The organism is Chryseobacterium sp. 2P (genome assembly GCF_059579425.1).
In genome coordinates this window covers 2,569,274-2,591,520 of record NZ_CM184194.1, presented here as the reverse complement: position 1 = coordinate 2,591,520, position 22,247 = coordinate 2,569,274, and the positions used below count along the sequence as shown (strand labels likewise).

The 22,247-nt window shown below is 34.7% G+C and carries 22 protein-coding genes; 13 read left to right on the top strand and 9 right to left on the bottom strand.

The window, feature by feature from the left end:
• Positions 1-115 precede the first annotated feature (115 nt).
• From AC52CF_RS11805 to AC52CF_RS11760, 10 genes are all read left to right on the top strand, one after another.
• Positions 116-565, top strand: a complete 450-nt coding sequence (locus AC52CF_RS11805; protein WP_496517115.1) for a DUF2147 domain-containing protein — start codon at positions 116-118, stop codon at positions 563-565.
• Positions 566-632: 67 nt separating this feature from the next.
• Positions 633-1,298, top strand: a complete 666-nt coding sequence (locus AC52CF_RS11800) for a phosphatase PAP2 family protein (RefSeq protein WP_496517114.1) — start codon at positions 633-635, stop codon at positions 1,296-1,298.
• A 15-nt stretch (positions 1,299-1,313) separates the two neighbouring features.
• The gene (locus tag AC52CF_RS11795; RefSeq protein ID WP_496517113.1) at positions 1,314-1,988 is read left to right on the top strand and encodes a response regulator transcription factor; all 675 of its coding nucleotides are present in this window, start codon (positions 1,314-1,316) and stop codon (positions 1,986-1,988) included.
• A gap of 1 nt (position 1,989) precedes the next feature.
• Positions 1,990-3,252 (top strand): sensor histidine kinase, encoded by a 1,263-nt coding sequence (locus AC52CF_RS11790; RefSeq protein ID WP_496517112.1) that lies wholly within the window; start codon positions 1,990-1,992, stop codon positions 3,250-3,252.
• A gap of 76 nt (positions 3,253-3,328) precedes the next feature.
• A complete protein-coding gene (locus AC52CF_RS11785; RefSeq protein ID WP_496517111.1) occupies positions 3,329-4,552 on the top strand; it encodes a T9SS type A sorting domain-containing protein in 1,224 nt (407 codons plus the stop codon).
• A 98-nt stretch (positions 4,553-4,650) separates the two neighbouring features.
• Positions 4,651-5,094, top strand: a complete 444-nt coding sequence (locus AC52CF_RS11780; protein WP_496517110.1) for a PepSY-like domain-containing protein — start codon at positions 4,651-4,653, stop codon at positions 5,092-5,094.
• A gap of 151 nt (positions 5,095-5,245) precedes the next feature.
• Positions 5,246-7,666, top strand: a complete 2,421-nt coding sequence (locus AC52CF_RS11775; RefSeq protein ID WP_496517109.1) for a TonB-dependent receptor domain-containing protein — start codon at positions 5,246-5,248, stop codon at positions 7,664-7,666.
• A gap of 11 nt (positions 7,667-7,677) precedes the next feature.
• Positions 7,678-8,268 (top strand): HD domain-containing protein, encoded by a 591-nt coding sequence (locus AC52CF_RS11770; RefSeq protein WP_496517108.1) that lies wholly within the window; start codon positions 7,678-7,680, stop codon positions 8,266-8,268.
• A 12-nt stretch (positions 8,269-8,280) separates the two neighbouring features.
• Complete coding sequence (locus tag AC52CF_RS11765) at positions 8,281-9,072, top strand: phosphatase PAP2 family protein (RefSeq protein WP_496517107.1); 792 nt, start codon at positions 8,281-8,283, stop codon at positions 9,070-9,072.
• Positions 9,073-9,082: 10 nt separating this feature from the next.
• Positions 9,083-9,499 carry an EamA family transporter gene (locus tag AC52CF_RS11760; RefSeq protein WP_496517106.1) on the top strand — a complete coding sequence of 139 codons (417 nt, stop codon included), beginning with the start codon at positions 9,083-9,085 and terminating at the stop codon, positions 9,497-9,499.
• A gap of 60 nt (positions 9,500-9,559) precedes the next feature.
• Here AC52CF_RS11760 and AC52CF_RS11755 read toward each other — a convergent pair whose 3' ends face one another.
• The 4 genes from AC52CF_RS11755 to AC52CF_RS11740 form a co-directional block, all read right to left on the bottom strand.
• Entirely contained in the window at positions 9,560-10,288 is a 729-nt protein-coding gene (locus AC52CF_RS11755) for a hypothetical protein (protein WP_496517105.1), read from the bottom strand.
• Between the two features lie 10 nt (positions 10,289-10,298).
• Complete coding sequence (locus AC52CF_RS11750; RefSeq protein WP_496517104.1) at positions 10,299-12,290, bottom strand: TonB-dependent siderophore receptor; 1,992 nt, start codon at positions 12,288-12,290, stop codon at positions 10,299-10,301.
• A 51-nt stretch (positions 12,291-12,341) separates the two neighbouring features.
• The gene (locus AC52CF_RS11745; protein WP_496517103.1) at positions 12,342-12,671 is read right to left on the bottom strand and encodes a carboxypeptidase-like regulatory domain-containing protein; all 330 of its coding nucleotides are present in this window, start codon (positions 12,669-12,671) and stop codon (positions 12,342-12,344) included.
• A 271-nt stretch (positions 12,672-12,942) separates the two neighbouring features.
• On the bottom strand, positions 12,943-13,170 hold the full coding sequence (locus tag AC52CF_RS11740) for a helix-turn-helix transcriptional regulator (RefSeq protein ID WP_496517102.1): 228 nt from the start codon (positions 13,168-13,170) through the stop codon (positions 12,943-12,945).
• Between the two features lie 621 nt (positions 13,171-13,791).
• Here AC52CF_RS11740 and AC52CF_RS11735 point away from each other — a divergent pair.
• Positions 13,792-16,020, top strand: coding sequence for an outer membrane beta-barrel protein (locus AC52CF_RS11735; RefSeq protein WP_496517101.1), 2,229 nt, complete (start codon positions 13,792-13,794; stop codon positions 16,018-16,020).
• 258 nt (positions 16,021-16,278) lie between these two features.
• Here AC52CF_RS11735 and AC52CF_RS11730 read toward each other — a convergent pair whose 3' ends face one another.
• Positions 16,279-17,175 (bottom strand): helix-turn-helix domain-containing protein, encoded by an 897-nt coding sequence (locus tag AC52CF_RS11730; protein WP_496517100.1) that lies wholly within the window; start codon positions 17,173-17,175, stop codon positions 16,279-16,281.
• Between the two features lie 342 nt (positions 17,176-17,517).
• Between AC52CF_RS11730 and AC52CF_RS11725 the strand changes: the two genes are divergently transcribed.
• Together AC52CF_RS11725 and AC52CF_RS11720 are read left to right on the top strand one after the other, a co-directional pair.
• A complete protein-coding gene (locus tag AC52CF_RS11725; protein ID WP_496517099.1) occupies positions 17,518-19,014 on the top strand; it encodes a carboxymuconolactone decarboxylase family protein in 1,497 nt (498 codons plus the stop codon).
• 117 nt (positions 19,015-19,131) lie between these two features.
• Positions 19,132-19,350, top strand: a complete 219-nt coding sequence (locus AC52CF_RS11720) for an LbetaH domain-containing protein (protein ID WP_322924797.1) — start codon at positions 19,132-19,134, stop codon at positions 19,348-19,350.
• A 157-nt stretch (positions 19,351-19,507) separates the two neighbouring features.
• On the opposite strand, the gene AC52CF_RS11715 is transcribed toward AC52CF_RS11720, so the two are convergent.
• The 4 genes from AC52CF_RS11715 to AC52CF_RS11700 form a co-directional block, all read right to left on the bottom strand.
• Complete coding sequence (locus tag AC52CF_RS11715) at positions 19,508-19,843, bottom strand: nuclear transport factor 2 family protein (protein WP_496517098.1); 336 nt, start codon at positions 19,841-19,843, stop codon at positions 19,508-19,510.
• A gap of 181 nt (positions 19,844-20,024) precedes the next feature.
• A complete protein-coding gene (locus AC52CF_RS11710; RefSeq protein ID WP_496517097.1) occupies positions 20,025-20,936 on the bottom strand; it encodes a helix-turn-helix domain-containing protein in 912 nt (303 codons plus the stop codon).
• A gap of 76 nt (positions 20,937-21,012) precedes the next feature.
• Positions 21,013-21,819 carry an SDR family oxidoreductase gene (locus tag AC52CF_RS11705; protein WP_496517096.1) on the bottom strand — a complete coding sequence of 269 codons (807 nt, stop codon included), beginning with the start codon at positions 21,817-21,819 and terminating at the stop codon, positions 21,013-21,015.
• A 148-nt stretch (positions 21,820-21,967) separates the two neighbouring features.
• A complete protein-coding gene (locus AC52CF_RS11700) occupies positions 21,968-22,243 on the bottom strand; it encodes a hypothetical protein (RefSeq protein ID WP_496517095.1) in 276 nt (91 codons plus the stop codon).
• Positions 22,244-22,247 lie beyond the last annotated feature (4 nt).

Here is a 22,247-nt window from a genome sequence, read left to right as displayed (position 1 = left end):
AAATTGATGGTTTTATTTTTTCATTTCTTTATAGAATTCAGATTCTATACAGTTTTTCCATAAATATTTGTGGTGATAATTAATTTTTAAAAAAATAATAGATCCCTACTTCAAAATGGAAAAATCTTTTTTATTGCTCTCTTTTTTATTCTACCTAAATATTTCCGGTCAAATATCGATGGACGACATTTTAGGAAAATGGATGGCGACAGACAAAAGTGTAGCCGTTCATATTTATCGTGAAGGGATTTCTTTTAAAGCAAAAGTGATTTGGTTTGATGAAAGATTGGGAAGTGGAACTCCGATGAACACACGTGTTGATTCTTACAATCCAAATCCAAAATTACGGAGTACTAAAGTTATCGGAATGGATATTTTGGAAGGATTGAATTATAATTCCCAAAAGCAACAATGGGAAAATGGAAAGATTTACGATGCTTCAAGCGGAAAAACCTGGGACGCTTTTGCCGAAATTAATGATGAAGGACAAATGTATGTTCGAGGCTATTGGAAATGGAAATATCTGGGTAGATCTCTGTACTTCACAAGAATTAAAGAGAAATAGCATTGAAATCCAAATTCAGAATTAATTCAAAATTAGGTTTTTATTTTGTCGCTATAAATTAAAATTTATGAAACCATTTTTTTTCAATGATACCAATCTAAAACCTTTATTAGCGGGTATTTTTACTGTATGCCTGATCACTTTCGTTTTACTCAGCTTATATGTCATGGTAGAACCTCCCCAATATCTGGATATTCACATTTCAAAGGAGATACAAGAAAACCAAAATATATATATCAATAATGTTATGATAGGGATCAGTTCTTTAGGAAGAACAACAGTTTCTGTTATTATAGTAATATTTTTCTCATCTTTTTTGGCTTTGAAGAAACATAAAAAGGAAGCTCTTCTAATGATATCGACTTTGTTCTCAGGAGTTTTAGGTTTGGGTCTTAAGATATTAATTAACAGGCCACGACCTACACAATACCTTGTAGTACTGCTGGAAGATACCAAATATCAAAGCTTTCCAAGTGGACACGTTTTGTTCTGCACCGTATTTTTTGGATCTATAATTATGATTATAATGACTTTAAAAATTTTCAGTAACAAAATGAAAATATTTCTTGCAGCTGCTTGCCTCGGAATGATCTTTATGGGTGCTGTTTCCAGGGTTTATTTAGGAGCACATTGGTTTACGGATGTGCTTGGTGGATTTATTTTAGGAATCTTGTTTTTATTTATCACGGGCCACTACTATCTCAAAGATTCTTGGATTGGTAGTAAACTTTAACTAAAAAAAATCTTTATGAAGATATTAATTATAGAAGACGAAGTGGCTTTAAGTAAAAGCATAGTCAGTTATTTAAAATCGGAAAATTATCTATGTGAGGTCGCAGGTAATTTCACCGATGGTATCGAAAAAGTGGATTCCTACGATTACGATTGTATATTATTAGATATTTCATTGCCCGATGGAAATGGTCTTAATGTTCTTAAGTTTTTAAAGGAAAATAATAAGACCGAAGGTGTTATTATTATTTCTGCCAAAAACTCAATAGAAGATAAAATTGAAGGATTAAAATTAGGAGCAGATGATTATATTCCCAAGCCATTTCACTTATCGGAATTGAGCGCGAGAATCGCTGCAGTTATTAGGCGTAGAAAATTTAATGGAGATAATATTTTGATCCTGAATGAAATTACGATTGATATATTGGCCAAAACAGTTGCGGTATACAATCATATCGTTGATCTTACAAGAACAGAGTATGACTTGTTGCTTTATTTTGCAGTCAATAAAAACAGAGTGCTTTCAAAAGCCGCTATTGCAGAACACCTTTCAGGAGAAGATTTATATCTGTATGATAATTACGACTTTATCTATGCTCATATTAAAAATTTAAAAAAGAAACTTGCTAAGGCCGGAAGTGACGACTACCTGAAATCTGTCTATGGTATGGGATATAAATATGAAATATGATATGAAACTTATTCATTACATATCACGTAGATATATTATTTATTCAACGATAATATCTCTTATTGCTATTCCTCTTTTCTACGTTTCGTTGCAGCATTTATTACTTAAAGGTCTTGATGAAGGCATGAAGCAGCAAAAAAGCTGGATTGAAAATAAATTGAAGACTGAAAAGCCCAATGCTATTTCAACATTTGAAAATAATATAACAATAACGCCTGTAAAGGAGAAGTTTCGGAAATCTGAACAATCTTTCAATGAACCTGTATTTGTAGAAGCTGATCATGAAACCGTTATGCACCGTGTTCTGCTTTCTAATGTCAGTGTAAATGGAAAAAACTATGTGATCCGCATTCAAAAATCAATGATCGAAGATGAGGATCTTTTACAGAACATCCTATTGCTTCAGTTTGTATTTATTTTGATTCTTATTGTTGGTCTTGGCTTAATTAATTTTTCAATTTCAAAGAAACTTTGGTTACCGTTTAATGATATTGTCAATAAAATGAAGGGATATCGAGTGGATATAAGTGACAAACTTAATTTTATGCCAACCAGAATTTTTGAATTTAAGGATCTTGAAAGTTCAATCAGCGATCTGGTGAATCGCAATGGCAAATTGTATAAGGCCCAAAAAGAATTTACCGAGAATGCTTCTCACGAATTGCAGACTCCGATTGCTGTTTTTACCAGCAAACTGGAACTCTTGATGCAGACCAGTCCTATCACCGAAGAGCAGGCAGAACTCATCAGCGAAATTTTTTATGCCGGAGAAAAGATGCAGCGAATTAACAGAACATTACTGCTGCTTACCAAAATCGAAAATAACCAGTTTCCAAATGTTGAAAGGATCGTACTCAAAGATGTATTGGATGGCATTATCAGTCAGTACAAAGATACTTTGCAGTTAAAGGATATAAATTTAGATATCCAATTCAACAATAGTTCTGTAATTACGGCAAATCCTATTTTGATCGACATCCTGTTCGGAAATCTTTTTTCAAATGCTCTAAGATATACGGATGAAAATAAAACGATAAAAATTGAAATTAATAGAGAAACGCTCACTTTCAGTAATGATTCAAAGAATGGTGTAGGACAACTAAATGAATCTGAATTATTTCAACGTTTCAAGAAACAGTCAAATGACAATAGAAGCTTAGGTCTTGGTCTTGAAATTTGTAAAAAAATATGCCATCTTTATAAATACGATATTCGGTATGATTTTGTAGAAAACAGGCATTCTTTTACAGTTTGTTTTAAATAAGCTGATTTCTAAAAATTCAGCATGTCTACAGAATTGAATTGCAGCTTTGCCATGTTTACAAATTTCAATTACTTCTATGAAAAAAATTATTACCCTTATTACATTAATCTGTGTAGTTCATTTATCCAATGCTCAGATTAAAATTTTATTTGATGCAACGAAAGCTGAAATGGCTGGTAATGCAGATTGGGTGATCGATGCAGATCTGCATAATCTTAAAGCAAATTCCAATGGAACTGTCACCACAGGTGGAAGTCAAAGCAATCCTCAGAGAATTCCATCACCCGCACAAAGCGGTATCACAAGTTCTACCTCTGAAGCGTATTGGAATGGCGCATTAAGCGCTTGGGCAGTTGATCTGGTCAAATTGGGTTATGCCGTTGAAACTTTACCGTACAATGGAAGAATCAGCTATGGTGATTTAACTAATACACAGGATCTTTCTCTTTATAAAGTTTTTATTATTGATGAACCTAATCTGAAATTTACAACAGCAGAGGCTAATGCGCTAGTAAACTTTGTTCAAAATGGAGGCGGTTTGTTTATGATCAGCGACCATACCATCAGCGACAGAAACAATGACGGATGGGATTCACCAGCGATCTGGAATGATATCCTGCAAAATAATACCGTACAGACAAATCCGTTCGGGATTACTTTTGATCTTGGTAATTTTAGTCAAACTACTAGTAATTTTGCCTCACTTCCAGCAAATACAATTTTACACGGAATTGCTGGAAATCCTACACAAATGCAATATTCAAACGGGACTTCTATGACACTTAATAAAGTGAATAATTCCGCAGTTCAGGGTTTGATTTTTAAAACAGGTTCTTCTACAACAGGGCTTACAGGAGCTATGGTTGCAACAGCAAGTTATGGTACCGGAAAAGTGGTGGCTTTGGGCGATAGTTCGGTTCCTGATGACGGAACGGGAGATTCAGGTGACAGTCTTTACAATGGATATACAGGAGATGCCAACGGAAATCACAAACCATTGCTTTTAAATGCTGTTATCTGGCTTGCAACTGCTACAACCAACCTTCAAACCTCAGATTTAAGTTCAAATAATTTGATGGAAATATATCCGAATCCTACTTCTGATTCTATTTTTTTTAAGGATTTAAAAGCTGATTTTTCAGGATGTCAATATGTTATTTCTAATGTTTTAGGTGAGAATCTGGAAGTTTCTAATCTTGCTTCAAACAGGATAGATTTCCAGAAATATCCAAATGGAGTCTATTTCATTTCTTTAAATTCTAAGAATGGAATTAAGACATATAAAGTCATTAAAAAATAATATTTATTCTTCAAATAAATTTTCAATTTACTTTCAAAATTCAGTATCTCTACAGAATTGAATTTCAACTTTACAGTATTAATTTAAAATATTATAAAATGAAAAATTTAATGTTAGCAATGTCTCTATTATGCGTAAGTACATTGGCATATTCTCAGAACAAAAAAGAGAAAGATGAAAAAAAAGAGAATGTAGAAGTTCCGGCTGTTGTGGAAAAGGCATTTCAAAAGGCTTATCCTAATACAAAAGCAGAATGGGAAGATGAAGACGGAAAACTTGAAGGCTCTTTTAAATACAAAGGTCAGGAAATGAGTGTTGTTTATAACGCACAGGGAATTTTAGAAGAAAAGGAAGTTGAAATTAAAGCTAATCAGTTACCAGCAACAGTTTCAGCTTATATTACAAAAAACAAATTAGGTAAGATCAAAGAAGCTGCAAAAATTACAAAAGCAAATGGTACTGTAAATTATGAAGCCGAAGTGAATGGTGGTGATGCTTTGTTTGATGCAAAAGGTAATTTTATAAAACTTCAGAAAGATTAGATGTGTTAGTAATTTAGTATTTATTGAATGGAAGCTGTCTGACCGAAACTGCTTCCATTTTTATGTAAACATGAAGGATTTATATTATCAAATTCTAAATTTCTTCTAAATCTCATCTCATTTTTGTCTCATAAAATTAAAATGATATAAAATGCTGAAGAATTTGTTTTTCCTTGTTTTACTAATGACGATGAGTTTTTTTAAATCGCAGTTTTCAAATGTAACTATTTCCGGAATGGTTAAAAATCAATCGGATCAAAAAAATCTGCCATATGTAAATATTATCTTAAAAAAATCAAATGATGAGGCTTTTGTCGCTGGAACCATTACCAATGAAGAAGGAAGATTTTCGCTTGAAGGAGTGAAACCCGATAATTATTATTTAGAGATATCTATTTCTGGATTTACTGCCAAAAAACAAAATCTCTTTGTAGGAAGTCTTTCTGAGTTTATTGAAATTCCAATTATTGAACTGGAGAATTCTTCTTCGACGAAAGAAACTAAAATTGAGGAAGTTGTTTTAACATCTACCAAGAAAAACGAAATCAGCAATCAGATGGATAAAAAAACATATTCATTAGCCGATAATATCAGTCAAAGTGGAGGTTCTTTATTACAATCGATGCAGAATTTACCGGGTGTAACGGTTCAGGACGGGAAAGTTCAGTTGCGTGGGAATGATAAAATCACGGTTCTGATTGATGGAAAACAAACTGCGTTGACAGGATTCGGAAGCCAGACCGGATTGGATAACATTCCTGTTTCATCCATTGATAGAATCGAAATCATCAACAATCCTTCGTCAAAATATGATGCCAACGGAAACGCCGGAATCATCAATATTATTATGAAGAAAAATACAAAAAACGGTTGGAACGGGAAAGTGGGTTTCACTTACGGAACGGGTTCGCTTTGGGTACGAAAAGAAAATCTTCCGACGATAAGACCTCAATATACTTTTACCCCGAAAATCAATCCTTCTTTGTCGCTTAATTATAGAAAAGATAAGGTTAATATATTTCTTCAGGCAGACAATCTTTACACCCAGACTTTGAATAAAAATGAATTCGTCACAAGAACTTACGACGACGGAACAATCATTAAATCTCAATTAAAAAGAAACAGAAATACCAATTTCTTAACAACAAAAGCAGGTTTGGATTGGAATATCGATTCTCAAAATTCATTAACGGTTTCTGGGATGTACGGAAGTGAAAAAATAATTGACCGTGGCGACCAGTCTTTTTTCAACGGAGATTTTTCACAAAGACTTCGTTTGTGGCAGTTTTTGGAAGATGAATTGAAAACGACAATCATGGGAACTGCCAATTATCAGCATAAATTTAAGGAAGCAGGGCATTTATTGAATGTAGGTTTTAATTATACTTTTCACAGAGAAGATGAGAAGTATTTTTACGATAATTATTTGCCAACTTCCAAAGGAACAGATGCTTTTAAATTATTGTCTGACGAACAGGTTTATGATTTCAATGTAGATTATATCAAACCTCTGAAATACGGAAGATTAGAAACTGGAATCAAATTAAGAAACAGAAGCATCCCGACAAATATGAATTTTCTTCCCGGAGCAAACTCTGTTTTGGATGTCAATGCAGGAGGTTGGGCGACCTACAAAGAATTAATTCCTGCTTTTTACACGAATTATATTTTTGAAACTCCAAAATGGGAAGCTGAATTGGGTTTGAGATTGGAATATGTGAAAATTCAGTACGATGTAAATCCCAATCATCCGACTTATAAAAGTGATGGCTACAATTACACGCTGCCGTTTCCAAATATGAGATTGGCTTATAAACTCAATGACAGAAACAAATTTTCTATTTTTTATAATAGAAGGGTAGACCGTCCGAATGAAGTAGATATCAGGATTTTTCCAAAATATGATGATGCAGAAATCATTAAAGTCGGAAATCCTGAATTAAGACCTCAATTTACCAATTCTATTGAGTTGGGACACAAATACAATTGGGATAATGGTTATTTGTATTCTGCGTTGTATCATCGTTTTTCAAATGGAACGATTACCAGAATTTCGAGCATTGTTCCAGGAAGCACTTTGGTTTACGCTGTTTTTCAGAATGCCGGAAAAAGTTATAACTCCGGACTTGAAATGATTTTAAATCAGAAGATTTCAAAAGTATATTCCTTTAATATTAATGGAAATCTTTACAGAAATCAGATTGATGCTTTTACGGTAACCAATCTTTATCCAACTCCAAATGTTTTTTCGGCAGAAATGCAAAATGTAATATCAGGAAATGTGAAATTTAACAATACTCTCAAATTTGCTGGCGGATTGGATGTCCAATTGACGGCTGTTTATCTAGCTCCTGATATTATTCCGCAAGGGAAAATCGGTTCTAGATTCTCATTTGATGCCGGTATTAAAAAATCGATTCAAAATGGAAAAGGAGAATTGTTCTTCAATGCTACGGATTTGCTGAATACAATGGTAATAAAGAAACAGATTCAAGGAAGTGGTTTCTACTATAGCAGCGATGATTACTATGAAACACAGGTCATTAGGGTTGGTTGTAGTTATAAGTTTTAAATATAAAAAAAATGAATAATTTATTACAGGCTGTAAGAGATTATGCGATTCTTTTTCTTACAGAGAATATTTCCAGTGAACTGACATTTCACAATATAGGGCACACTTATGAAGTAGTGGCAGCAGTTCGGGAAATTTCTCAGGAAAGTGTTCTTTCCGAAGAGGATATTTGTGCCTTACAGGTTTCTGCTTGGTTTCACGATTGCGGATATGCTTTTTGTTATAAAGGTCACGAACAAGAAAGTAAGAGAATTGCCGGCACTTTTCTTGAAAACTTCAATTGTGAAAAAGATTTTATTCAAAAGGTTTTAGAATGTATCGATTCAACAAAATATCCTCAAAATCCTGTATCAGAGATTGAAAAAATCATTTGTGATGCAGATTTATTTCATTTAACAAGAACTAATTATCCCAAATATGAGAAAGCTTTAAGACTGGAGTTTGAAAAATATCTCGGACTCATTTTTACCGATGAAGAATGGCAGATGCAGAACAATGATTTTCTAAAAAATCACCAATATTTTACAGATTACGGACAAAATATACTTGCAAAATTTAAGGAAGTGAATGTCCAGCTCGCCAATGATTTTATTAAAAATTAATACACAAAAGAAATGTCAAATTACAGTCAAAAAATAGCAATCGGTCTTTTCATATTAACCTCAGTTTTTGGAAATATTAAGGCTCAAAACAATGATTCAATTCAGGGTCAGAAAACAATAAAAGATAGTACAATCATTAATGAAAAAATATATAATCCTAGTTATAAAAAATTGATTATTCCAACTGCGTTGATTGGATACGGAGTGGCGAGTTTGAGTGTTAATGGCCTAAAACAATTAAACTTCTCAACCAGAGACGAAATCAACGAACACAAGCCAGACCACATTAGACTTGATAATTATACACAATTTGCTCCTGCAGCTTTGGTATACGGATTAAATGCATTTGGTGTTGAAGGTAAACATAACTTCAAGGATAGAACTATCATTTATGGAACATCTATGCTCATTACTTCGGCATTTGTACTTCCTTTAAAACATATAACAAAGGAAGAAAGACCGGATCAATCCAATAATTTGTCATTTCCTTCAGGACATACTGCGATTGCTTTTGCCTCTGCGCAATTTATGTTCAGAGAATATAAGGATACTAACTTTTTATTAAGTATTTCAGGTTATTCATTTGCTGTATTCACAGGCGTTTACAGAATGCTGAATGACAAACATTGGTTTGGAGATGTTGTTGGTGGTGCTGGTTTTGGAATTCTTTCAACAGAACTGGCATATTGGCTTTATCCTAAAATCAATAATCTTTTGGGAGGAAAGAGTAAAAATTCGGCGACAATGGTTATGCCTTTCTACCAAAATAAAAGTGTAGGAATTGGCTTTGTTAAAAATTTTTAAAACTTGAATTATGTGGTTTTATTATGCACTACTATCAGCGCTTTTTGCTGCATTCACGGCTATTTTTGCTAAAATAGGAGTCTCTAATATTAATTCTAATCTAGCCACCGGAATTAGAACAATAATTATTCTCGTACTGGTTTGGAGTGTTGTTTTCATTAAAGGAGAAGCGAAAGATATTGGTTCGCTATCAAAATTTAATATCATTTTCCTTGTATTGTCAGGAGTTTCTACAGGTTTGTCTTGGTTGTTTTATTTCAAAGCACTTCAAATCGGAAAAGTTTCACAGGTTGCAGCGGTTGACAAATTGAGTGTGGCAATAGCCATCATTTTTGCAGTTTTGTTCTTTAAAGAAACTCTGACTTTGAAAACAGCAATCGGAGCAGTATTAATAATAAGTGGAACTATATTATTTGCATTAAAATAATTGAATTAATTTTTAAAAATAAAAAAGATACGGATGCAAATTCGTATCTTTTTTATCATTTTATTTTGTAATCAAACTATAATCGCATCGATGTCTTTCTGCAAAATATTTTTTGCCATCAACAGCTCCTTCACTGTTTATGGTTTTATCTAACCTTACTAAATATTGACCATTCAGTAGAAGTGGAATAGTAGCGGTTCCTTTATCATCTGTACTCAATTTTAAATCCTGATTATTGGGCAAGAAAACACGTAACAGAGTTCCTTTTTCTACTGGTTTTCCATCAATAAATGCGGAAATTTTTGCTGTTTTATCACTTACGTGAATATCCAGATTTAAATAAGGCATTGGCGTTTTCTGTTCCTTTTTTTTACCAATTACATAAACGGTTTGCAAATATTGAGTAGGTTTAATATTCTGTTTCTGATCTTCTCTTTCTACGACAGGAAGTCTGTCGTTAATGGCAAAAATATAATACGTTCCATCATTTTTAGGAATATAGGATCCAATCCAGAAATCGTTTTTCTGCTGAATTGAAATTTGAGATTTTTCTCCATTGGGGTTGATGACAGTGAGTACAAAATCTTTCATTTTATCAAGATCACTTCCGCTTTTGATGTATCTTGTTTTGTCTTCGTTCACGCCTCCGTAACGGATTTTTATCATTAAGGGATCTCCCTTTTTACCTGAGCCTTCCAGTTCCAGCCAATATCCGTCTGCATAAGCAAGATTGCTTAACAAAAGAAAAAACAATAAATAAAAAACTTTTTTCACAATAAAAGAATTCATTAAACCTTATTTAAAATTTTAAAGCAATACTTGCCAAAAATCTGATCGGAGCTTGAGGTGTAAGTCTTACAGACCAAGCTTTTTCGCTGGTAATATTATCTATTTTTAAGCCTAATCTGTATTTCGGACGGTCATAGAAAATACTGGCATCAAACATTTTGTAAGAAGGGATTATCACTTTTGCGGTCTGTGTATTGGTTTGATAAGACATGCTTCCGATATTTCCTCCAAAACCGGCTCCCAAACCACTGAATTTACCTTTCGTAAAAGCATAGCTCACCCAGAAATTATACATATTCTGCGGACCGGAAGCAGCAGGACGTAAGTTCAGTACGGAAGCATCTGATTTTGTGAATTTGCTGTCGTTGTAAGCGTATCCAACGATGATATTAAGACCCACAACAGGATTTGCAGTAATGTCTACTTCGATGCCTTTGCTGTATTGCGAACCGTCCTGAATAGAGAAATTCGCATCATCCGGATCTGTTCTTAACACATGATCTACTTTAATATCATAATAACTTATCGTCCCGACTAGTCTGTGATTAAATAAATCTGCCTTAGCCCCGAATTCTAATTGATTTCCCTTCTGTGGGACGAAATTGTTTCCGTTTTTATCAACTCCGCTGATATTATAGAATCCATTTAAATAGTTTCCAAATACAGATACTTTATCTTTTAAAACTTCATAAATTAATCCCGACTTGTGAGATAAAGCTGTTTGCGTGTAAGGTCCTGCCTGTAGTCCGCTCACGCTAAGTCCTCCTGCTGTTTCACCTGTAAGAATATTGTACACCCCATTATAATGGAAATTATCAACTCTTAAGCTTCCCATTGCTTTCAAACGGTCTGTAATATCAAAAACATCTGAAACATAAACAGCATAAGTATCATCGCTGCTTTTTTCTTTTCTTGGTGTTCCTGTATTGGTAAGGGTATCGAGCATATCCCTCGTTACTCTGTAAGTACTTGGGGTATTAATAAAATCGACCACTGGTGCATTCACGTTGGTTCTGTCAAAACTATTGAAATTGTTATAATAATCAAGCCCTACCACCATTCTGTTTCTGAATTTACCGATGTTTAAATCACCGATGAAGTTTTGCTGTAAATTAGTAGCAATAAAGTTTGTGTTGCCTACAATTACACTTGCCTGTAATGCAGTGTCTGATCTTCCGTTTAATGCTGTGATATAGCCATTGATGGTTGATCTTGCACGGGAAAATATGGTTTGTGAAGTCCATAAAGATGAAATCTTGTAATTTAATTGCCCGAAAATATTCATCATTTGAGTAGAGTAGGTGATGTCATCGCCTAAAAATGTCTTTTTGTAAGGGAAATTAATGTCCTCGATGGATTGGATTTTATTACTTTTCGTGTAAGGATTAAAACGAACTACGGAAGTTCCTTTTGCAATTCCAAATTCAACATCCAGTAACAAAGATAATCGGTCATTAATCTGGTATGAAAAGCTTGGGGCAATGGCTAAACTGTTCGTAAAACCACTATCCTGAAAGCTTTTCTCGAAAGTTGTTGCCCCATTTAATCTAAACAGTGCCGTTTTATCACTATTGATTGGTGTATTGACATCAAAAGCCAGTCTGTTAAAATTCCAGCTTCCTCCGGTATAACCTACTTCACCACCAAATCCGTTGTAGGGCTTTTTGGTGACTCTGTTGTATAAACCTCCGTAGCTGCTTGATACCTGAGTTCCAAAAAGGGTGGTGGAAGGACCTTTAATAGCTTCAATTCTTTCTAAATTGGCATTATCCAAAAATGAGAAAGCCGCTCCTGCAACACCGTTTCTTGCATTAGGCTCAGTTTCAAATCCACGCGAACGGAAAGTCACTCTTCCCTGATTGGCAATCATCGGAATACCAGCCCCGGGAACATTCTTGGAAACGCTTCCCAGGTCTACTGCCATTTGCTGATTAATCAATTCTTTGGGAACGGTATTGTAAACCTGCGGATTTTCTAAATATTTGATGGGTAATTTTGCCACATAAGGACTCTCTTTTCGGGTAACAGTTGAATTATTTTTAACAATTCGCACTTACTGTAATACTTGAATGTTTTCTTTGGTAAGGCGATAATTTACAGGTGTATCTTCATCTTCTTTTACCTCAACCGGGATTTGCTGCTCTTTAAGCCCCAGCATCTGAATTTTTATAGTGTAATTTCCAGGTGCGAGTTTGGGGAAACTAAAATGCCCCTTGATATCGGTAATTGTACTTTTGTTCTGATTTAAAAGTGATACCGAAACAAGTTCTAAAGGTTCATCTTCAATGGAAGTAATTGTTCCTGAGATTGCTCCGGTTTTGGTTTGCGCAAAGGAAAATAAGGCCGCAAGCATTGAAATTAGAAAAATTAATCGTTTATGCATTGTAAAATTGTTTATCTCTTACCCATACGAAAAATGACAGTTGAGTAGAAAATTATTAAAAAATAAATATGAAATTAAATAGGATTGTTTTTAAAATAAAAAGGAGGCTGCCCCATTATCTTTTTTGGACTAGTTCTGTTTAAACTAAAAATCTGCTTCATTATATTATTTAGACCAAATATTAATAAAGCGCAAAGATACATATAATATGAAGTCAAAAAAGCATCTCTGTTTCGAATAGAGAAATACTGTTTTAGAAATCAGAAAATTTTTATTTGCAATCTAATGATGGAGTAATACTAAAGTGTTTTTTATAGGTCTGGCTGAAGCTGCTTAATGAAGAATAACCCACTTTGTAAGCAATCATTGTAATGGTGAGATCTGTCTTTTTAAGGAGTTCTTTTGCGGTCTGCATTCTGGTACTTTGGATAGATTCAAAAATGGTTTGACCATACATTTTCTTAAAGCCGATTTTCAGATATGATTGATTCGTTCCCACTTCCAATGCTATTATAGGAATTGTCAGATGCTCAGACTGATGCTCAACGATAAACTTTCTTGCAATATTGATCTTCTCGACATTGGCAAGGTCCGAAAATTTGACTTTTTGATTATCTTCCTGGCGTTGTAACTCGTTTGTCCCAAGCTTACAAATACTATCAAGAATAAGACTTTCAATGCCTATTTTCCTAAAAATGTCATTAGAGTTATTCTTAATGATTTGTAGCAGGTTATGTTGTATATCGATTGGGATCTTTTGCTTTTTTTTTGAAAAATATTTAGAGGTTCATTGTATTTTGTAAAATATTTTGTGTCAATTGTAATGATAATACTTTGGCTTTCAACAATACTGTAAACGAAGTCTTTTTCGGATAAAGTAAATATCAATAGAATCTTTTCTTCAGTGGTTTTACTCTCAAAAAAAGAATTATTACTTTGAATTTTACTTATCTCTAAATTAATATGATCCTTGATTACCTCCACTTTAAATTTGACTAATTCCACAAAAATATTTTGCGATTTTGAATAAAATTTGAATTTTATATCTTTTACATTATCGTTCCATAATTCAGAATGTTTACAAAATTAGGTTTCACCTTTGTGCCATAAATACAGCACTGTGAAACAATTATCAATTCCAATTACTTTACTATTTGCGATTGTCGCAAAGGCTCAAAATACAAATCCTGCAAAACCCACCGATACTCTAAAGGGCAATCAAATCAAAACCATTCAGGAAGTTGTCATTAGCGGTAAAAAGCCAATCGTTGAAAATAAAATTGACAAAATCGTTTATAATGTGGCTAATGACTTGACGTCACAGACCGGTGCCGCAATAGATGTTTTGAGAAAAGTTCCTCAGGTAACCGTAGATGCAGATGGGAATGTGGAGCTTCAGGGAAATCCCAATGTAAGATTTTTAATTAACGGAAAACCTTCCGGCATCTTTGGAAACAGTCTTGCTGATGCGCTCGCTTCGATTCCGGCAAGTCAGATTAAAAGTATAGAAGCGGTTACAAGTCCAGGAGCAAAGTATGATGCTCAAGGAACGGGTGGAATTATCAATATTGTTCTGAACGAAAGCAAAGTAAAAGGCATTAACGGAATTATCAACGGTTCTGTAGGAACAAGGTTTGAAACAGGTTCTGTCAATTTAAATTTCAGAAATAATAATTTCAACCTGAATGCTTTTTTCAGCGGCAATGCACAGTTGAAATCCCGCACGCCTTCTTCACAAAACAGAGTTTCTCATACAGCTACCAGTGAAACTCAATTATTGCAAAATGGTTACAACAATTTTCAAAGACACGGTTATCGTACGGGATTGGGTTTTGACTGGGCTATTAACAAAACCAATACGTTGAGCGGTTCGGTTTCTTATAATGATTTTGCCAACAAAAACATCGGTTTCATCAACCAGGAACAGTATATAAGAGATTTTTCCACGCCGAATGAACAGTCTATTATCGGTTACAGACATTCAGATACTCGTTCATCTGTGAATTCTATTGATGCTAATGTGAGCTACCGAAAAACATTTCAGAAAGAAGGACAGGAATTAACAGCTGATTATGTGGGAAGTTTTGGCTCACCCAAAAGTAACTATTTGCAAACACAGAGTTTGGCAGGATCAATGATCCCTTATGACGGAATCTTCGGAAGCAATCCTGGAACAGATTCTGAGCATAATTTATCGGTAGACTATGTTCAGCCAATCAATGATAAAATTACATTGGAAATCGGTACGAAAGCTATTCTTCAACATATTAATAATACAACAGATGTTAATGTTTTGAATGCTTTATCAGGACAGTATGAATCTGATCCTTTTCAGTCTTTTCGCTTGAAATACGATATGGGAGTTTATGCGGCGTATCTTTCTTCATCTTTAAAATTATTTAATGATTGGCTGGATGTAAGGGCAGGAGTACGTTACGAATACACAACCGTTAAAATTGATTACCAAAATACCAATATTCCATCTTACAGTCTGCTTGTTCCTTCCTTTATTTTATCGCACAAATTTGACAGCGGAGAAACTATAAAACTGGCTTACACAAGAAGAGTTGAAAGACCAGAATATTCTGAACTAAATCCGTTTCTGAATTTCAGCGACCCTCACAATATTACCACCGGAAATCCTTCATTAAAACCAGAAATTGGTGATAATATGGAATTAGGATACAATAGAAATTTTGAAAATGGAGCCAATCTTTCATTCACGCTTACAGAAAGAATTAACAGTCAGGATTTAAAACAAATCACAACTTTTTATCCGATTTATAACGTCAACGGAACTAATTACACCAATGTTTCTGTGACTTCAAGAGACAATATCGGAAAAGAATATAATTCGGGAGGTATTTTATCCGGCTCCCTTCCTTTGCTGAATAACAAATTAAATATTCGGGGAAACATGATGCTTTTCCACCGATATATCGTCAGCGATTATTTTGGAAACATTGATATGGGAATACGCTACCGTTTAAACTTAAATATGAATTATGCATTTCCAAAAGATTTTATTGTAGAGATATTTGGGAATTATAATTCTTCCGCAAAGAATATTCAGGGTAAAAATCCTCAATCCATTACTTACAGCATTGCGGCGAGAAAACAATTCTGGAACAAAAAGGCAAGTATAGGGTTTACAGCAACAAACCCTTTCAACAAATATATCAATCAGGTGACAACGGTTAATACCACTGATTATACTTCATATTCCATGCGCCAATTACCACTTCGGTCGTTCGGTATAAGTTTTAGCTATAAATTCGGGAAAATGGATTTTAAAAAGGATAAAGATATCAGTGAGGATTACCTGAATGGGGCTTCGCAGGGAAGTTGATGATTTTAGATCTCTTATAAGGGGGCAATTTTAATTAAATAGTAAGAAAAAAGGTTCAGGATTGAGTTTTTCTGAACCTTTTTTAAGCAGTAATGTAAATATAAGGGTCGACTAATAATGGACTAATTCAGATGCATAAATAATTCTAATTGATTGTTTATTTATACGGGACTAAATATTTATTCTACCCCAATGAAAAAACTCAATATAGTTCCAGGTGTGCCAAGAATTTATCGTTTCAGAAGCAATGGTATTCTATTAATTTAGATTCCTAAATTCCTGAGGTGTTGCACCCACTTTCTGTTTAAAAAGCCGAGTGAAATGCTGTTGGTATTTAAATCCAAGTTCATCGGCGATTTCGTTTATTGATTTATTAGGCTCAAATATTTTTTCCTTGGCCTCTTCAATCAATTTTGTCTGTATATAGTCAAGTGCCGTATTTCCCGTTTCTTTTTTGATGAGGTCACCAAAATAGTTTGCCGATAGATTTAATTGTTCAGCACAATATGTGACGGTGGGTAGTCCAAGAGCCTGCGATTTTCCCGACCTGAAGTAATCGTGCAGAAGGTTTTCGAACTTCACCAAAATACCTGTATTTATATTATTTCTTGTAATGAATTGGCGGTCATAGAATCGCATACAGTAATTTAACAAAAGTTCTATATTAGACGCAATCAGTGTTTTACTGTGTTTGTCAATATTTAGATCGATTTCATTATCTATTTTATCAAAGCAATCGTTGATTGTAGCTCGTTCTTTTTTTGATAAATGTAGTGCCTCATTAACATCATAAGAAAAGAAAGTGTAGTCTTTAATAATTTTCCCCAAATGGGTTCCAAGAATCATATCTGGATGAAATACCAATGCTTTTCCTGACGGTTTAATAACCTTCCCGCTACTGTCAATACCGTAAACCTGGCCGGGTGCAATGAAAACAAGTGTTCCGTCCTCATAATCATATGGCTGACAGCCGTAGCGCATATCGCCACACTTTACATTTTTTAAGAAAACACAGTATAGCCCCATATACCTCCTGAATTGTACATATGTAGGAATTTCATCGAAATTAACGACACTTACCAAAGGATGTTTTGTCTCAGCACCCATCTCGTCATTATACTGTCGTACAGTATCTATTTTTATGACCTCTTCCATATCGTTTTTATCACTTACATACACAAATTTATAAAACCTTTTAACACGAATTACATCCTTATACCCCAAATCAGTAAAAGTGGTAAATACTTCCGTATTCTGTATAAACAAGTTAATCCATACAATGAAGAACTTTGTTCTTGTAATGATCTAGATCACAGAAGATCTATAAAAATTGAATCATTATGGAAAACTGGAAGTATAAAAACAAACAAGATCGTTCCAAGATCGAAGAGATTTAATACAGGTATTGACAAAGATTAGACCCTTAGGAAGGCATTATGCAGTTCCATGCAAAAAGGAAAACTAAAAGTTACATTTGAACCAGAATAAAATAATCTTATGAGATTAAAAATAACAAAATTTTTATGGGTGTTTTTTTTCACAATAAATATGAATAGTATAATGAATGCACAAGTAACGACGAGTAATGGATTTACCCACTTAAATGACCATCAGCAAAATTTGTCTGCGATATCAGCCCTTACCGCCTCGGGGAATACTGAAAATCTTAAAAAGGTTTTGAATTCAGGTCTGGATTCAGGACTTGCAATTAACGAAATAAAAGAAGCTTTAGTACAATTATATGCGTATTGCGGATTTCCTCGCAGTTTGAATGCTTTAGGTGTTTTTAAAACGGTAGTGGAAGAAAGAGCGGGTAAAGGTATCAAAGACAAGGAAGGCAAAAAGATTATCGTAGAAAATACTACATTGGATAAATATGAGCAGGGTCGTAAAGTATTGGAAGAACTTACCAAAACACCGCAACAAAAGCCTGCCCCTGGTTTTGGCGAATTTGCACCACGAGCTGATGCTTTTTTAAAAGAGCATCTTTTTGCAGATATTTTTAACAGTGACGTTTTGAATTTTCGTCAGCGAGAATTTGTAACGATTTCTGCATTGGCAGCTATGCCCGGAGTAGAGCCTCAGTTGAAAGCCCATATCGGTATGGGAAGAAACACTGGTATTACAGATGGACAATTGAAAGAATTGGTTTTGATTATCGATCAGTACATCAGTCGTCAACAAGGCAATGTATTAAGAAATGCCATTGGTGAAAAAGAAACTCCTTTGATTGCAAATGATATGATGGTTCGCATTTCGGAAATTGAAATTGTACCTGAATTCTTAGATCAGTACAAATCGATACTGGTAGAGGAATCGGCAGCTTCTGTAAAAATTGAACATGGAGTAGTCGCTATTTTCCCGATGTTCCAGAAAGAAAATCCCAATCAGGTGAGAATCCTAGAAATTTACGCAGATAGAAAAGCCTATGAAAGCCATCTGCAAACCCCTCACTTTAAAGAATATAAAGACTCTACACTTCCTATGGTTAAATCTCTGAAATTAGTTGATATGAATGTTTTGGACACAAAAACAATGGTGGAGATCTTCAGCAAATTTAATAGTAAAAAAGAGGATCACAATAGCCAATCAATAGTAAGTGCATTCCCTGTTGGAAAAGAGAATACAGATTTATCAAAGTATTTTATTGGTAAATCATATGTAGCGTCTCTTACATCTAATAAAGAATTAAATCTACCAATTGCTAATGTGACTTTTGAACCGGGTTGCCGAAACAATTGGCATAAGCATACAAACGGACAGATTCTGATTGCTGTAGGTGGGGAAGGGCTCTTTCAGGAACGTGGAAAAGATATTAGAAGGATAAAAGAGGGGGACATTATAGAAATCGAACCTAATGTAGACCATTGGCATGGTGCCACAAAAGATAGCTGGTTTGCACATCTATCCATAATTCCTAATCAGGAATCTAATAAAAACACCTGGTTGGAAGCGGTAAATGATGAGGCTTATGAAGCCGCCAATAAAAAATAAAGAGATGCCAATAGAAAAAGACATTTTTGAGAGACTGAAAAGTGGCAAAACTATTCCGCAAGGTGATTCTCAAAGGAACAGAATGCGGGATGTCTCTTATGAAAGCAAAAAGTATTGATGAAATTAAACAGCACAACAGATGCTGCGGAAATAAGGAATTATTTGGGGGAAATCGTTGGGTCCGAAATTGATGAGACGACAGATGTATTTACGCCGCTTTACATCAATTATGGCAAGGATATTAAGATCGGCAAAAATGTATTCATCAATTTTGATTGTGTATATCAAAAAGATATAACTGATGAATTAGTAACCTCTAAGAATAACCATTCTTAGAGGATTTAGAGAAGGTTATGAAATTTGCGATTTATAATTTATAACAGATATTAAGAACACGGAAAATTACGGATTGATATGGAAGAGGATAAAAGCTGAATTTTAATATTAAAATTAAATTATTATCATTTACCTACCATATATTGTCTCGGGAATATTATAGTAAATCTGCAAATGCTTTAGATATCCTTCCTTCTTCGAATGTAAAACTGAAAAATCCTTTAATTTTTCCCTCAGGAAAGCTCCCGGTAAACTCAACTTCCAAATTTGCTTTGTTATCACTCGTGATGTCAAGTTTTATAAGTTTGGTCTGTGTTCTGTAGCCTATAAAATAGCTTTCAAAGTAATTTTTGATTTCCGAATGTCCGACATAGACATTTCCTACCGATGGATCGTCAAGGATGGCATCTGTCTGCCATTTGCTAACATAGTCTACAGTATCATAAGCATTGCTTGACGCAATAAATTCTTCTACAAAATTTGTTATTTTCATACTCGTTTTTTGATTTTTATATTTCAGATGGTAAGAATAATGAATGTTTGAATTCCATATAAATTTGCGCAGATATAAGATGCTTTCATGGTATATTTACCTATCGAGAAAAATATTTGGCAAGGAAATAATTTCGAAGAGGAAGTGATGGATCAGGAACAAAATATGAAACGGACCATTATCAATTTAACAGAGATTTCCGGTATTCAGAAGGTGATATGGACGTTTTGGTTCTGAATAGTTTATTGAAAGATTGAGGATGCTCGAATCCTAGCAGATAGGCAATTTCAGCGATGCTCTTGTGACCTTTTGCAAGATTTTCTTTTGCCTTTTCGATGACTTTTTCATGAATGAATTGCTGTGTATTTAATCCAATCAGGTTCCGTAAAAGATCGCTAAGATATCGCGGTGTTAGGTTGAGGTGTTCTGCTAATAAATTGACGGTGGGAAGTCCGTTGACTAATGGTGTTTCGTTACTAAAGTAGTTTTCCAGCTGTTGTTCGAGCTTGGCAAGAATATCATTATTGACCGCCTTTCTGGTCAGAAACTGTCGATCATAGAAACGGTTGGCATAATTAAGCAGTAACTCGATCTGGGAAATGATCACATCCTGACTAAACTTATCGATGCGCTCGCTTAGCTCGTCCTGGATAAACCGGTAGATACTGAGTATCGTTGTTTTTTCTTTATCCGAAAGGTACAGCGCTTCTGCTGCAGAATAACTGAAAAAGCCATAATGCCTTATATTGGAGCTTAGCGGATATGCGTTTAACAGGTCAGGATGTATGTGTAGAGTCATCCCATCATAATCAGCCTCTTCTTCCTGCATTTTCAGCAGCTGGCCCGGAGCAATGAACGACATCCCGCCCTCTTCGAAGTCGTAGTGGCCCTGACCATATTTCAATTTTCCGGAAAAGCTTGTCTTAAGGGAAATTTTGTAGAAATTAAGGATGATACCCTGCTCGAAATCCGTGGGGTCGAACTGTGCCTCACCATAATTGATAATACTGATGAGGGGGTGGGAGGGTGCCGGCTGTCCCATTGCTTTATGAAGTTGGGACAAGGAATTAAAGATAACCGGTTGCTTTTTCATAATACAAATTTAAATAATTAGTACGGAGTTATTTTATGAACTGCTAAAAATTAACAGCCCAGAACTAACTATTAGGCTAGAATAGAAACTGTTCGCGGATCTTTTTAAACTGTCCTTCAGGTGTTAATTTCAGTCGTTCCTGGTAAAGGGCAACAGCATCGTTGCCTGCAACATACCTGAATTGGGATTTTTCGTCGGTCGCAGCTTCGTAAATGATCTCTGCCACTTCTTCTGCTTTCGTGTAATCGGCGACCTGCTCCTCACTGTAGCCTTCGCTGACCTTTGCTACCAGCTGACTGTATGCTCCATGCATTCCTCCCTGAAGGGATCTTCCTGTAAAGTTGGTTTGCATCCCTCCCGGAGCGATGACTTTTACATTGATTCCAAATTGTGCGAGCTCGTAGGCCAGACCTTCTGAAAATCCATCGACGGCAAATTTGCTGGCATTGTAAATGGAGCAGGTAGGATATCCCAGAAGGCCGAATGTACTGGTGATATTGATGAACGTTCCGCTTTTTCTTTTCCGGAAATAAGGAAGAAAGGCTTTAGTGATATGAATCACACCCAGTAAATTGGTCCGGATCTGCATTTGGATCTGGTCATCGGTTAATGATTCCAGGGGACCGATAAGGCCGTAACCCGCGTTATTCAGTACGACATCGATGGTTTGGGATTTTAAGATTTCAGATATAGTTGCCTGACTTTTTACGGTATCGGTAACATCAAGTTCCAGTAGGATTACATTGGGAAGTTGATTGAGCTCTTTTTCCTCCTCGGGTCTTCGCATAGTTGCGATTACTTTCCATCCTTTTTTCTGAAATAATTTGGCGGTTGCTTTCCCTAATCCGGATGAAGCTCCGGTTATAAAAATTGTCTTTTGCATAATTTTGATTTATTTATTGATGCAAAATTGGGCATTAGCTAAAATTTAAAATAAGTCAAAACGGTAATGATCTTAGTTGAAATGACGTAAGTTTCTTAAGAATTGCATATATTATATTTTTCAAAAGGAGTATTTATTCTGTACATTTTTAATCTTTTTTGCCATACGGAGAGTTGATCTCTATTGCTCTATCACAGAACAGATAAGTAAAATATGATTTATTCCCTGTTTTTTCGTCGGTGTAAAGTTCACTATCCCATTTGATCACCATTTCCCAACTGTCCCATTTACGCATTTTGTGTACAAAAGGATTAAAAGAGCACTTAACCTCGAAATGCTTTTTGTTTTTGTCTCCTTCAAAACACACAATAACGGAGTCGTCATTGGGACTTGTCTCTTCAACGATGGTTGCTTTAAGTTTCAATTTA